The 13,715-nt window shown below is 43.9% G+C and carries 16 protein-coding genes; 2 read left to right on the plus strand and 14 right to left on the minus strand.

Annotation, left to right across the window (positions count from 1 at the left end; genetic code table 11):
* Positions 1 to 10: 10 nt before the first annotated feature.
* Positions 11 to 463, minus strand: a complete 453-nt coding sequence (dtd, locus tag BTO09_RS03255; protein WP_087523303.1) for a D-aminoacyl-tRNA deacylase — start codon at positions 461 to 463, stop codon at positions 11 to 13.
* Positions 460 to 1,413 carry a ribosome small subunit-dependent GTPase A gene (gene rsgA / locus BTO09_RS03260; RefSeq protein ID WP_087523304.1) on the minus strand — a complete coding sequence of 318 codons (954 nt, stop codon included), beginning with the start codon at positions 1,411 to 1,413 and terminating at the stop codon, positions 460 to 462. The genes dtd and rsgA overlap by 4 nt, the downstream gene beginning before the upstream one ends.
* Positions 1,414 to 1,576: 163 nt before the next feature.
* Between rsgA and BTO09_RS03265 the strand changes: the two genes are divergently transcribed.
* The gene (locus BTO09_RS03265; RefSeq protein WP_087525472.1) at positions 1,577 to 2,227 is read left to right on the plus strand and encodes a hypothetical protein; all 651 of its coding nucleotides are present in this window, start codon (positions 1,577 to 1,579) and stop codon (positions 2,225 to 2,227) included.
* Between the two features lie 45 nt (positions 2,228 to 2,272).
* Here the strand turns inward: BTO09_RS03265 and BTO09_RS03270 are convergent, their stop codons facing one another.
* From BTO09_RS03270 to BTO09_RS03285, 4 genes are read right to left on the minus strand one after another with little or no spacing between them, the layout of a single operon-like run.
* Positions 2,273 to 3,355, minus strand: coding sequence for a bifunctional 3-deoxy-7-phosphoheptulonate synthase/chorismate mutase type II (locus BTO09_RS03270; RefSeq protein ID WP_087523305.1), 1,083 nt, complete (start codon positions 3,353 to 3,355; stop codon positions 2,273 to 2,275).
* Positions 3,356 to 3,361: 6 nt separating this feature from the next.
* Positions 3,362 to 4,219 carry a prephenate dehydrogenase gene (locus BTO09_RS03275; protein ID WP_087523306.1) on the minus strand — a complete coding sequence of 286 codons (858 nt, stop codon included), beginning with the start codon at positions 4,217 to 4,219 and terminating at the stop codon, positions 3,362 to 3,364.
* The gene (locus BTO09_RS03280) at positions 4,216 to 5,376 is read right to left on the minus strand and encodes a pyridoxal phosphate-dependent aminotransferase (RefSeq protein WP_087523307.1); all 1,161 of its coding nucleotides are present in this window, start codon (positions 5,374 to 5,376) and stop codon (positions 4,216 to 4,218) included. The genes BTO09_RS03275 and BTO09_RS03280 overlap by 4 nt, the downstream gene beginning before the upstream one ends.
* Complete coding sequence (locus BTO09_RS03285) at positions 5,373 to 6,251, minus strand: prephenate dehydratase (RefSeq protein ID WP_087523308.1); 879 nt, start codon at positions 6,249 to 6,251, stop codon at positions 5,373 to 5,375. Before BTO09_RS03285 ends, BTO09_RS03280 begins: the two co-directional genes overlap by 4 nt.
* 223 nt (positions 6,252 to 6,474) lie before the next feature.
* Between BTO09_RS03285 and gldA the strand changes: the two genes are divergently transcribed.
* The gene (gene gldA, locus BTO09_RS03290) at positions 6,475 to 7,377 is read left to right on the plus strand and encodes a gliding motility-associated ABC transporter ATP-binding subunit GldA (protein ID WP_087525473.1); all 903 of its coding nucleotides are present in this window, start codon (positions 6,475 to 6,477) and stop codon (positions 7,375 to 7,377) included.
* Here the strand turns inward: gldA and BTO09_RS03295 are convergent.
* The 8 genes from BTO09_RS03295 to BTO09_RS03330 form a co-directional block, all read right to left on the minus strand.
* On the minus strand, positions 7,361 to 8,110 hold the full coding sequence (locus BTO09_RS03295) for a head GIN domain-containing protein (RefSeq protein ID WP_087523309.1): 750 nt from the start codon (positions 8,108 to 8,110) through the stop codon (positions 7,361 to 7,363). The two genes, gldA and BTO09_RS03295, sit on opposite strands and share 17 nt — an antisense overlap.
* A gap of 1 nt (position 8,111) precedes the next feature.
* Positions 8,112 to 9,239, minus strand: a complete 1,128-nt coding sequence (locus tag BTO09_RS03300; protein ID WP_087523310.1) for an acyloxyacyl hydrolase — start codon at positions 9,237 to 9,239, stop codon at positions 8,112 to 8,114.
* Between the two features lie 32 nt (positions 9,240 to 9,271).
* On the minus strand, positions 9,272 to 10,027 hold the full coding sequence (locus BTO09_RS03305; RefSeq protein ID WP_087523311.1) for a head GIN domain-containing protein: 756 nt from the start codon (positions 10,025 to 10,027) through the stop codon (positions 9,272 to 9,274).
* Position 10,028: 1 nt separating this feature from the next.
* Positions 10,029 to 11,129 (minus strand): acyloxyacyl hydrolase, encoded by a 1,101-nt coding sequence (locus BTO09_RS03310; RefSeq protein WP_087523312.1) that lies wholly within the window; start codon positions 11,127 to 11,129, stop codon positions 10,029 to 10,031.
* Positions 11,130 to 11,159: 30 nt separating this feature from the next.
* The gene (locus BTO09_RS03315) at positions 11,160 to 12,068 is read right to left on the minus strand and encodes a pyridoxal-phosphate dependent enzyme (RefSeq protein WP_087525474.1); all 909 of its coding nucleotides are present in this window, start codon (positions 12,066 to 12,068) and stop codon (positions 11,160 to 11,162) included.
* Between the two features lie 62 nt (positions 12,069 to 12,130).
* Positions 12,131 to 12,763: a phosphoadenosine phosphosulfate reductase family protein gene (locus tag BTO09_RS03320; protein ID WP_087523313.1), complete on the minus strand. Its 633-nt coding sequence runs from the start codon at positions 12,761 to 12,763 to the stop codon at positions 12,131 to 12,133.
* A 71-nt stretch (positions 12,764 to 12,834) separates the two neighbouring features.
* Positions 12,835 to 13,251 (minus strand): Rrf2 family transcriptional regulator, encoded by a 417-nt coding sequence (locus tag BTO09_RS03325; protein ID WP_087523314.1) that lies wholly within the window; start codon positions 13,249 to 13,251, stop codon positions 12,835 to 12,837.
* A gap of 22 nt (positions 13,252 to 13,273) precedes the next feature.
* On the minus strand, positions 13,274 to 13,699 hold the full coding sequence (locus BTO09_RS03330) for an OsmC family protein (protein WP_087525475.1): 426 nt from the start codon (positions 13,697 to 13,699) through the stop codon (positions 13,274 to 13,276).
* Positions 13,700 to 13,715: the final 16 nt, after the last annotated feature.

Raw genomic sequence — 13,715 nt, forward strand, 5'->3', positions numbered from 1 at the left:
TTAATTGGGATTATTCTTTGTTTTTCGTGTCGATGATCAAGGTAACCGGACCGTCATTGATGAGTTGAACATCCATCATAGCTCCAAAGCTTCCACGGCCCACTTTTTTACCCAGTACTTCCTCAAATTTAACAATAAAATCCTCATAAAGTGGCTCAGCAATGCTCGGATGTGCCGCTTTGATAAAAGAAGGGCGATTTCCCTTTTTTGTAGCGCCGTGCAAGGTGAATTGACTCACTACTATGGCAGCTCCGCCTGTATCTTGTAAGGAGAGGTTCATGGCTCCGCTGTCGTCGCCAAAGATCCGTAAACGAGCAATTTTGCCTGCAAGCCAATCAATATCTTCTTGTCCATCCGCAGCCTCTATTCCCAAAAGGATAAGTAAGCCCTCACCTATTGCAGATATCTTTTCGCCAGCTACAGTTACCGAAGCTTCGCTCACGCGTTGAATCACTGCTCTCATGACTGCTGAAATTCGTCTTTTCTGTATGATTGATCCTGTTCTTCTTCTAGCAAGGTCACATAGCTTTTGTATCGCGACCAAGAGATCTCGTCGTTCTCCAGGGCTTCTTTGACCGCGCATTTGGGCTCCTCTAAATGCAAACAATTGTTGAATTTACATGCCGATTTCAAAGCAAAGAATTCCGGAAAATAATCGCTAATCTCGTCCTTGTCCATATCTACGATCCCAAATCCTTTGATCCCTGGAGTATCGATAATACGGGCATCGAAATCCAGATCGAACATCTGCGCAAAGGTTGTGGTATGCTGACCTTGTTTGTGCTGGTCTGAGATGGCCGCAGTGGCCAAGTTCAAGCTAGGTGAAACTGCATTGACCAAGGTAGATTTCCCAACGCCACTATGGCCAGCAAACATGGATGTTTTGCCTTCCATAAGCGCTTTTACCTCGTCTACGCCTTTGCCTGTTTTAGCACTGGTAGCCAAACAAGTATATCCAATTTCTCGATAGAGATCCATCAGGTAAAGCTGCTCCGCCTTCTTTTCAATATCGTAAGTATCCATTTTATTGAACACCAGTATTGCAGGAATACTGTAAGCCTCCGCAGTTACCAAAAACCGATCGATAAAAATGGTAAAGGTGGGTGGATTGTCATGAGTGATCAGCAAAAATACCTGATCGATATTACTGGCTATAATGTGTGTCTGCTTGGAGAGATTCACAGACTTTCTAATGATGTAGTTCTCTCTGTCTGCTATCTTTTTGATAACCCCAACTGTTTCGTCACCGTTGGTTTCAAGTTCGAACTCCACCTTATCGCCAACCGCAACTGGATTGGTGCTTTTTATGCCTTTGATGCGGAACTTGCCCTTAATACGGCATTCGTGGAATTGCCCCGTTTCATCTTTGACGGTGTACCAGCTGCCGGTTGATTTATAGACGGTTCCTTTCATCTGCCTAACAAAAATAGGGAGTTTGTCTCAATAAACAGGATTAAAAATTCGAGTATATCGAAGCAAAAATTCTAGAGACTAATTCGAGAAAAATTATTCAATGATTTTAAAAAATTTAAAGGAGAAACTAGTATTCTTGCACCTTAAAAAATTAATAACTACTATGCGAACTACTCTTTTACTAATTTCTTTATTCATTATTACTTCAACGGCTTTTGGGCAAACCAATCTTTATGAGAACCCGGAGTTCGATGCCATAGCTGCCGAGCACAAGATAATTGCAATAGTACCATTCAAAACCCAAGTCTCTTTGCGTCCTAAGCAAATGAAAGACATGACACCTGAGCAACTTGAGCGAATGGAACGCGCGGAAGGTGAAGGCATACAAACCGCCATGTATTCTTGGTTTTTGAAACGCAAGAAGCGAGGAGATATGAAAACTGTTGAAGTTCAAGATCCCAACACAACCACAGCCCTTTTGAGCAGAAACAACATTGATTATGATAACATCAGAGACTATACACCTCAGGAGTTGGCCAACATCTTAGGTGTTGATGCTATTATAAGTGGTGACTACGAAACCAATAAACCTATGTCTGAAGGAGCATCTGCTGTACTTGGAATCCTTGTAGGTTTTTGGGGATCCACCAATAGCGCCGTAATTAACATGAGTGTTCACAATGCTGCAGACGGCGTTCTACTTTGGAATTACAACAAAAAGGTTCGCGGATCTATTGGCAGTACTCCAGAAGATTTGATCAATATTCTTATGCGAAAGGCATCAAGAAGATTGGCCTACACCAAAAAGAAATAGTAACTCGAACAATTCAAAAAAGGTCTGCCCAAAAGCAGACCTTTTTTATTGCTTATAGATCTTCTCCTGGTGATTAATAGATTCCTGGTGGATTGCCTTGAAAACACGCAGAATAAACTCCTCGCTGAGTTGATGTTGCTCGCCTTCTAGGATCATTTTACCCAAAATCTCGTTCCAACGCTTGGTTTGTAGCACCGCCACGTTGTTAGACTTTTTTAGCTGACCTATATCGTCTGCTACTTTCATACGCTTGCCTAAGGTTTCTATCAGCTGGTGGTCGATCACATCGATCTGCGTGCGCAAGGTATTGAGTTTGTTCTTAAACTCTTGCTCCTGTCCTTCTTCTTTTCTGATGGTAAGCTCCACCATGATCTCTTTCAAGCGGTCTGGCGTGATCTGTTGCATGGCATCACTCCAAGCATTGTCTGGATCGTAATGCGTTTCTACCATGAGTCCATCGTAATTCAGATCTAAGGCCATTTGACAAAGATCAAAGATGATGTCTCTACGCCCAGCAATATGCGAAGGGTCTAAAATTAGCGGTAGATCCGGAAAACGGTTCTGCAGATCAATAGCTATTTGCCATTCTGGGTTGTTGCGGTAGCGGGTTTTTTCGTAGGTTGAGAATCCGCGGTGGATCACTCCAAGATTTGCGATATCCGCAGTATGAAAACGCTCCACAGCCCCTAACCACAACGAAAGATCTGGATTTACAGGGTTCTTGATAAGTACCGTCTTGTCTGTCCCTTTTAAGGCATCTGCAATTTCTTGAACAATGAAAGGAGACACTGTGGTTCTGGCACCGATCCAAAGTATATCCACATCGTGCTTTAAGGCCAGATCCACGTGATTGGCGTTGGCTACTTCTGTGGTGGTCAACAAGCCTGTTTCTTCTTTGGCCTTCTGAAGCCACTTTAGACCCAAAGCACCAACTCCTTCAAAATTCCCTGGACGGGTTCTAGGCTTCCAGATCCCAGCTCTAAGCACGCTCACATCACTGTCCTTGAGTTCGTGAGCTATCTTGAGTACTTGGGCCTCTGTCTCTGCACTACATGGTCCCGCTATCACTAAAGGGTGGTCTAGCCCAAAGGCGTCTAACCAATTCCTGAGTTCTTTTTTATTTTCCATAGTCTTCTAATTCTTCTTGATTCCGTTTAATATATGTTTGATGCTATTTATTGCTGTCATTTCCTTATGCATGGTTGGCTCATCATTTTTTTCTACCAATTGCTTAAAGGCTTCTAAATTGGCGATATAAGCATTCAGGCTGTCTAAAAGATGTTCGCGGTTCACCGAAAATATCGGCGCCCACATATTGGGGCTACTCTTTGCCAGACGCACCGTAGATTCAAAACCACTGCCAGCCAGGTCAAAGATGTCGCGCTCATTCTGTTCTATATCCATCACCGTTTTGCCCAACATAAATGAGCTTACATGAGACAAATGCGATACATAAGCCAAGTGTTTATCGTGGGCTTTTGGGTCCATATAACGAATACGCATACCGAGTTGGCGACACAATTCTTGGCCCTTCTCTTGTAAGGTCAAACTGGTCTTTTCTACCTCGCAGATAATGTTTGTTTTTCCATCGAACAAGCCAGATATAGCCGCTCTGGGGCCAGAGTATTCAGTACCCGCAATTGGGTGCATAGCCAAGTAATTCCTTCTTTTAGGATGCTTAGCTACCGCTTCACAGATCACCGCTTTGGTAGAACCCATATCGATCACCAAAGTCTGATCTCCTACCTGATCCAACACAGTACTCAAAGTACTTGCCGTAGCATGAACAGGGATCGCCAAGACCACTAGATCTGCTTTAGCTAAGTCGTTTTGGGTTGCTTCGGAGTCGACCAAGCCCAGATCCTGTGCTTGCTCTAAATGATCTGCATTGTTGTCAATCCCCAGTAATAGTACTTTAGGATACAAGCGCCTTAGATCTATGGCCAAAGATCCTCCAATAAGTCCCAAACCTATTATCACTACCCGATTCATACGCTTATTTTCTTTTCAGTGATACGTCTGTGAGCAGCTTCTAGGTCTGTGAGTGAAACACAAAGTGAGATCCGCAAATAACCCGCTCCTCCGGAACCAAAAACGGTTCCTGGAGTGAGAAACAGATCGGCTTCATCTAAGAGTCGGTCTGCCAGGGCTTCTGCATCTGTACCTTCTGGTAAGGCAACCCAAACAAAAAGACCTTGCTGATTATCACTGAACTCTCCGCCCAAGGCAGTCGCGATCTTCCACGCCCACTCACGGCGTCTGGCATAGGTTCCGTTAAGTTGATCGAACCAGCTTTTGTCCATCCCCAAGGCTGCTATAGCTCCCATTTGCAAACCGTAGAACATACCGCTATCCATATTGCTCTTTACCTTCAGTACTACCTGGATAAAATCTGCATTTCCACAGAGCATCCCAATACGCCAACCGGCCATATTAAAGGTCTTGCTCAGCGAATTGAGTTCCAAGGCTACTTCTGCTGCACCCGGTACTTCTAAAAGCGAAATAGGCGTATCGTTGAGGATAAAACTATAAGGATTATCATTTACAAGCAGAATTTCATGCTCTTTGGCAAAAGCGACCAATTCGCTAAAGAATGCTCGTGTTGCAGTTGCTCCTGTTGGCATATGCGGATAGTTCACCCACATGATCTTTACTTTAGACAGATCGGTCTTTGCCAGCGCTTTGAGATCTGGCAACCAATGGTCTGTCGCATTTAGATCGTAAATTCTTATGTTGGCCTCTACCAATCGAGCTACTGCAGCATAAGTAGGGTAGCCAGGATTAGGGATCAATACCTCATCCCCAGGATTCAAAAAGGCCATTGAGATATGCATGATACCTTCTTTGGAACCCATCAAGGGTAAGACTTCTGTCTGCGGATTCAAACCTACCTTGTAATGATCTTTGTAAAAGCCAGCGATGGCTTCACGCAATTCTGGGATCCCCTGGTAAGATTGATATTGATGCGCTTTAGGGTGCGCAAGAGCATCTTGCAGCGCCGCGGTGACTTCTGGCGCAGGAGGTAAATCCGGAGAGCCGATACCGAGGTTGATGACCGGCCTTCCGGCGGCGATGCGCTCGCGGACTTCTCTTAGTTTTCTAGAGAAGTAGTATTCTTGAGTTTGTGATAAACGACTTGCAGTGATCATAAGCTAATCTTCTTGTCGTTATAGGTACCGATAACCTTAAAATGTTTGGCCATTATTTCTAACATGGCAACTGCTTTTTGAAAGTCAGCCGGATCGTCAAAGAGCACATCGACAAAAAAAGAATAACGCCAAGGCGTCTCTATGATAGGTAAAGATTGGATCTTGGTAAGACTCAAATTACAATCGCTCATAACGTTCAAGGCAGTCGCCAAACTACCTCGTTTGTGATCTAATTCGAACTTGAGCGATGCCTTGTTGATCTCTACCCCAGGCTCCTCTACTCGCGTTTTACTGACAAGTACGAAACGCGTTGCATTTTTGGCTATAGATTGCACATCCGCGGCTAACACCTCTAGCCCGTAAAGCGAAGCAGATAAAGTAGGTGCCAATGCAGCTATTGCTTGGGACTTGTTCTCTGAAATTTCCTTGGCCGCTAGCGCTGTATCTGAAGCTTCTACCAACTTAATATGCGGATGTTTACTAAAGTAATCCTTGCACTGCAATAGTGCCATATAATGGGAATGTACCTCCTTGATGTCTGCAATTGTCTGCCCAGGTAGCGCCAATAGATTATGACTGATGTTCAAGTAGTGTTCTCCGCAAACATGAAGATCGTTCTTGTCGATCAGGGCGTAGTTTGGCAAAATAGATCCCGCAGTGGAATTCTCAACGGCCATGATCCCAAAATCCACCTCATCGGCCACCAAGCGGGCAATAAGCTCGTCAAAGGTGGTACACTCAACCACGCTGGCATTGGGCCCGGCCCATTGCGTGGCCGCCAAATGATGATTGGAACCCAACACACCTTGAATAGCGATCTTGCTATCTGGGCGGTTAATCGGGTGTTGCACTGCTGTTTTTGTTTCTTCGTTCATATCAAAAAAAAATCCCGAGACTAGCTCGGGATTTATATGTGTTTCACTTTAGTAAACTACATAGGCTTCCCGATCTCCTTTCGGAAATAAAAAAACCAATAGTTGTAAAAAGTACTAAAGTTGTTCATTCTTAGTTATTGAAGTGCTAAAGTAGCCATTGCGATGGATGCTGCAAAATTTTTTTGAGATTTTTATAATTCCTAGCTTTACACAAAAGAAATTCATGTCTATAGCTGTTTCAGATCTGACCAAGAATTACGGTGCGCAAAAAGCACTTGACGGTGTATCCTTTAAAGTAGCCAAAGGAGAGATCGTTGGTTTTTTAGGCCCCAACGGTGCGGGAAAATCCACTTTAATGAAGATCCTGACCACCTACCTAGAGCCGAGCTCTGGGACCGCTGTTGTAAACGGTCAGGACGTGAGCACTGCGCCTATGGCAGTGCGCAGCAGCGTAGGATATTTACCGGAGCACAATCCCTTGTATTTAGAGATGTATGTCAAGGAATATCTGAGCCAACATGCACAATTACACAAAACGGCTAAAGATCGAATCGCCGATGTAATAGAACAAACTGGACTAAGCCCAGAAGCTCATAAACGCATTGGTAGTTTGAGTAAAGGATTTCGACAACGTGTAGGTTTGGCAGCGGCATTGCTCCACGACCCGGAGGTACTGATCTTAGATGAGCCCACTACGGGCTTGGACCCGAACCAGATTCTCGAGATCCGGGAGTTGATCAGAAAAACAGCAGCTTCTAAGACCATTTTCTTGTCTACGCACATCATGCAAGAAGTAGAGGCGCTTTGCGACCGAGTTATCGTGATCAATAAAGGGCAGATCGTGGCAGACCACAAGCTCAGTGAATTAAAAGGTGACCAAGCGCAAATTGTAGAGGTGGCCTTTGACTTTCGAGTAGAAGAAGTGGCCTTGAATCGCTTGCCAAAGGTGTCTAAAGTGGAGAACATTCACGAATTCACGTACTTGCTTCATTTTAATACTAAGGAAGACATGCGAGCAGCGGTATTCGACTTTGCGCACGACAATGGGTTAAAGATCCTACAACTCAATCAGAAGAATAAGAATCTAGAAAGTCTCTTTAGAGAGTTGACTAATCCAGAAAAATAAGCCGGCCGGTATAATACTCCGTGACCTCAACTACTGCAGGTCTATTTAAGCAGATCACGTCTCCAACGCTTCTCAGTTCTCCGCTTATGGATTGCTGCGGATTTAGAAACATCTGATTCGTCCCACGATGAAACAGCGTCGCATGCTGAATGATAAGACTTTCTGCCTCTATGCGGCAATCGCCGCTAAAGACTCTAAAATCTGCAATATCGGCCGTTCCTCTCAGAAAAAAATTAGACAAGTTATTCGTAGAAACAAGGAGTTGCTCCACTTCTAAATCCATATCAAAATCTCCGTCTACATTCACCCTATCATTTTCGGTAAAGTCCTCCGCCTTTAAAATAAGTTCATCGTATCTCAAGACCCCATCGCTTCTAACAGTGCGACCAGATTGGTTGCTGATCACTTTGATATCAGGGCTCGTCACATACGCAATGGTAGGCCTGTAATCGCGCGTTAGATTACACGCATTTGCATCGCGTAGTATGAGTTCACCATTTTCCACTATTGCCGTTATATCAGGCATCAAATTCTCTCCTGCTTCTATGACCACCGAATGCCTATCGCCTTGTTTGAGCACCAGCTCTACGCGCTCCCGTACACGAATTTTGCTAAAGGCCTCGACCTCGAATTCTTGCTGCACACGGTCTCCATTGGTCTGGAAACAATCCAAAGCATTATCACTATCACACGACAGTAAAACAACAGCAAGTAAGAAAGTCCAAATTCTCATATCACAGTTTATTGAATCTAATACCTACAGCAAATTCTACAGCTTCGGCCTTGGCTCCATGAGCCTTGACCGTCACGCCTGCAAAGACACGGTCATTCTTACCGAAGTACCTTTTTAAACCTAATCGGTTGTATAATTGTCCCTCGAAATCAAAAGGATAATACACATAATACCCTAGCTGTGAAACAAAGGCAACTTTATTGAAGCGCAGTTCATGCCCGATAAAGATTCCCACCCTTTTCCAGTCCTCGTCTCCACTAAAGTTCTCTTCTGGAAAAGCCACGGAGCGGTAATAGATCAACTCCTTTAAAAACTCAGCAAAAAACACATCCACTCCTGCTTGTAAAGTAGACTTGCGATTGATCCGCTTATCTGCAAAAGCAGAAACTACGTAAAAAGGGAATTGTCCTTGCCCAACAACATCACTCTCATTCACCCCTCCACGCAAGACCAGATTGAAATGAATAGGCTCAGAGTACGGGGTCTTACCTTCAAAAGGCACATAGTCGGGAAAATCCTGATAATCGAACTGATAATTCAGTCCCGCACTAAAAGCAAAGGTGTTTGTACTATTGTTAGGCGCTCTTAAATTAGCATTGGAATAATGAATAACAGTAAATCCGGCTTGGAAACCTAGGCCTTTCCAAAAGCGCTCTTTAACGTAATCGAACTTGAGCATGGTAGTGCTCAACAAATGCGTTCCGAAGGCGTTGTTGAGAAAGTTCTCGTTGCGGTCATAGGGATTACTCGCATAGGCTATACCTTGGCCTATCCGCAGCACTAGTGACCTTTTTAAAAAGTAGAAATTGAAATGTCCATAAAGGCCGTAGTTTTCACCGAGCGATTCATTCTTAAAATTCTGATAGGTAAAAGTAAATCCCCAATCCGGATAGTTGTAACGCCTTTCCCACGCATTGAAACCGTAAGTTTTTCTATTGTAGCTCAGCACAAATCCTTCGGGATGGTCGGTTATCAGATGACTCAAGTCCGGATTATGCTCCATTATGGTTCCGTAGAAATAGTCGAACTGCAATGAAAAAGGCTTTTGCTCTGGCTGCTCTTGAGCGCAAACCACAGTTGTACCGCACAACACGAGGAAAAAGAATTGATAGAGCGGGCGGAGGTTCATATGCTATCTACGAAAAATTAGGTGCGCTGGTTTTAATCTTCAAAGAGTAATCTGCCCGTAAAAAGTTCTTCTACCGCTACGGTTGGTGGTCTATTGACAGAAATTACATCTCCTGTTCCTCGTATCTCTCCGGTTATGGATTGCTGCGGATTGACTATCATCTTGTTGGCACTAACTTGAACGATCTGTACATTTTGGACTACAAGTTCACGTGCTTCTAGACGCGGTTGCTCGTCAGAAAAGATAAAAGATGCACTTTGAACTTGCCCAGAAAGGTAGAACACACTGATCCCGTTAGCCACTATGCGTAGCGTGTTGGAATTGACCTGCAAAAAGAAATCTCCACTCTTTTTCCCAGAACTACCTTCGCCGGCAGTATTACTCAGTAGTAAAAGCTGTGGATAATTCAATACACCATCACTGCGCACCTCAAAACGTGAGCTATTGCGAATCTCAATTATATTAGGAGCTTCAACATAGACCGTGGTCAATCCGTATTCCCTAAAGAAATTACAGGCGTTATCGTTTTTCACGACCAAAAGCTCACCTTGCTTTTCAACACTAATATCGTCGATCAAAAACTCGCCGCTTTCTAGCACAACATTATACGCAGGAGCTTCGCGAATTACCAGACGCACACCATCTTCTATGCGGATGCGTGAAAAGTCAGTAATTTCAAATTCCTTGCTCACCAGATCACCCGCAACTTGCAAACAATCGGGTGCATTACTGCTGCTACATCCGTAGAGCAAAAGCGAAGAAACTATTAGAAGTACTACTTTTTTCATCTTAATTGAATCGATACCCTATTCCAAAAGCGAGTGCTTCTGCTTTGGCCCCGTGGAGCTTAAGTGCTAGAGATCCGTATAATTTTTTATTAATGCTGTGTTTGAGTCCAACCCGCTGATAAAAACGACCTTCAAAGTCATAGGGATAATACAAGTAATAACCCACATGGGTCAGCAACGCAAGTTTTCCAAAATGCAGTTCGTGACCCAAAAAGATTCCAGCTCGTTTCCAATCTTCATCGCCTTGCGTGTCCTCTCTGGGAAATGCAATTGCTCTATAGGAAATCTCTTCCTTTAAAAATCGTGACAGGAAAAAATCAAACCCTCCCAGAATAGTACTTCGACGATTCAGACGTTTGTCTGCAAAAGCAGAAAATACTAAAAACGGATGCTGCCCCAAACCGACATAATCACTTTCATTCAATCCAAAACGAAGCGCGGCATTGAAGTGCCAGGGTTCTGTGTAGTTGTTATCTACCTCTTCATCCAGATAGGTCAAAGTCTGGGTATAATCTAGGTCATAGCTCAATCCCAAATGTACTGCCAAGGTATTGGTACTGGTGTTCGGAGCTCTGAAATTCGCATTGGAATAATGCACTAAGGAACCTCCCAAATGCAATCCGAAGCCCTTATACAAACGCGGCAATACCAAATCGGTTTGTACAAAGGTCGAGCTCAATAAGCGAGAACCATAAGCATTGTTCTTAAAATTGGTTTCCAGATCGTACGGATTGGTCGCATAAGCTAATCCCTGACCGATCTTGAAGCGGAACAAACGCTTAATAAAGTAAAAGGAATAATGGGCATAAAGTCCATAGGTCTGCCCAAGGGCAGGCTCCTTTGGGTCTTGATAAATAAAGGAGAATCCAAAATCTGGATAATTGTATAGGCCTTGCCATTCTTGCTGCCCAAAGCTACGTCGGTTGTAGCTCAATATGATTCCTTCCGGATGTCCGGTGATCAGGTGTGCAACATCTTTGTTATGCGCTACAATACTGCCGTAGAAATAATTGGCTTCAATGAATTCAGACTGTGCCGTTGTTTGCTGCCCCAATAGCGCGAGTGGCAAACAAGAGATCAAGACGGCAAGCCAGTTCTTCATGGGCTTAAAAATAACCAAATTCCTTACAGATTAAAAAGGGAGTTCGTTAAGATCGACATTCCCACCAGAGAGTACAATACCAACACGCTTCCCTGCAAAGAGTTCTGGCTGCTTCAAGACTGCAGCAAAGGGCACAGCACATGAGGGCTCAATTATGATCTTCATTCGTTCCCAAATAAGCCGCATAGCCGTAACGATCTCGTCTTCCTCTACTCTAATAATGTCTTCTACCAACTGCTGAATTATAGGAAAATTATTATCTCCCAATTGGGTTCTCAGACCGTCGGCCACCGTATTGGTGGATTCGTTGGTCTCAATTTTACCGCTCCTAAGCGATCGATAGGCATCATCTGCTTCCATTGGTTCTCCCGCATATACCTTACAACTGTTACCGTAGTAATGTGCAGCCAGCGCAGTACCTGCCAGTAGCCCTCCACCGCCAACAGGAGTGAGCACCACCTCTAATTCAGGATGATCTTCTAGCAATTCAATGGCTGCCGTGCCTTGCCCAAGTATTACGGGTATGTCGTTAGAAGGATGTAAAAAGGTTGCACCTGTTTCGCCTTGGATTTTTGAGGCCATTGCTTCTCGAGCCTCTAAGGTAGGTTCAGAGACGGTTACCTTTCCGCCATAACCTATTACAGCCGTCTTTTTTACCTGTGGTGCCGAACTAGGCATTACTATATAGGCAGGCACCCCTAACTCTGCGGCGGCTAATGCCACTGCTTGCGCAAAATTTCCGGAGGAATGGGTGACAACTCCTTTAGCTCTTTGCTGGGCAGATAACTGTGCTATAGCGTTAATAGCTCCGCGCATTTTAAAGGCTCCCATGCGTTGAAAGTTCTCGCATTTAAAATAGAGCTCGGCCTCGCTCAAGGCATTGAGCAAGCGCGATTGTAATACTGGCGTTCTGTGAACCATAGGCCCAACAGTAGCCATGGCCTTTTGGACCTGTCCTTTGGATGGAATTGTTTTCACTCCCTAAAAATACAACAGCAGTTCTAATTCGAAAAGTGGATACCGCATTCTCTTTTAGACAATGCTTTTATAGGATCGTAATAAAGCTCATTGAGAACTAAACCATGCCTTTGCGCATAGGCCTCGAGTTGCGAGTCGGAAAAATGGAAAAATGGACTCACTTTCAGTATTCCCTGCGGACTCAGACTCAGAACATCCAATTGATCTCTGAAAGCCGTCTGCCCTTTGCGAATATTAGTAAACCACAGATCTGGTTGAATTGCCCTAAAAGCAGCTTCTATAGGATCTAACTTAAGGACCTGGGTTAATTTCTGGTGATTCGGATTGTCCAGACCAGGTGTACCCCATAGATACTCGCTGTGCCCCCGGGTATATTTAGGGATACAAACACTGAGGTCTAGTTTATATTTCTCGCATAGCAAGGAACTGTGCTCATAGGTCTGCATTGTATTATATCCGGTATCACACCAGAGGACCTTTATCTGCGGATTCTGTGCCGTTACTGCTTGTATTAAAACCTCCGAGTATTTTCCAAAACTAGTTGTTAGCACTGGATTCGAACTTAGCTCTAGTACAAATCTTATGATCTCTATTGGAGATTCATTCAAAAGATTCTTGTTGAACAGCGACAGCTTCTCAGGAGGTATAAGACTCATAAATATAATTATCCTATCGGATTAGTAGAGTTTACAAAAGTAAAAGCTTTTTCTTAATAAAAAAATCAATCTTATTCTTCGGTGATTAGATCGGCCAGGGTTGTATTTTCTAAAATGGAAAGGGTATTATCTCTAACCTGAATCATAAGACGATGCACACTACAAGCGTCTTCATCTGGACAATCGTCGCATTTTTCATAAAAATTCAAGCTAACACAGGGGACCATGGCAATAGGTCCTTCCAAAATGCGATAAACATTGGCAATACGAATCTCACTGGCATCTTTAAGTAAATAATATCCGCCGCCTTTCCCCTTTTTGGAACTCAAAAATCCCGCCTTGCGTAGGGTGAGCAAAATACTTTCTAAGAATTTCTGGGAGATATTCTCGGATTCGGAGATCACAGAGATCTGTACAGGACTGTCGTCCTGCCACTTAGCCAAAAAAGCAAGGGCTTTTAATCCGTATTTGGTTTTCCTAGAGAGCATGATCTACTCTCAAAGGTAATTTTTATTCTTGAATTAATTGCCCATTGACCATTACACTGTAGGTCACCGGGACCTGAGGCTCAAAGGTCAAAGAGACCGAACAGTATTTGGTGAAGCTCAAGTCTGCGGCGCGCAAAGCCTTGGCCGGATCTATCTCACCTTCGAGTTTTATGATCACTTCCACAGCTTTAAAGGGCTTAGCGCCTTCAACCTCGTGACGCGTACCATTCACCTCCATGGAATAATCCTCAATGCGTTGGCGTTGTTTCTTGAGTATTGCAACCACATCAATAGCGCTACAGGCTCCAATGCCCATTAGTAATAATTCCATAGGACTTGCTCCCGTGGCGTTGGCTTCTGAGGTATTGTCAATAGGAATTGCCACTCCTGTTTTTCCTGTACCGTGAAATAGATATTCGTCGTTTTTGCGCTGAAGGCGTACTTGCATTTTCATAGTTGTTGTA

This window comes from Gilvibacter sp. SZ-19 (assembly GCF_002163875.1).
GTDB lineage: Bacteria > Bacteroidota > Bacteroidia > Flavobacteriales > Flavobacteriaceae > Gilvibacter.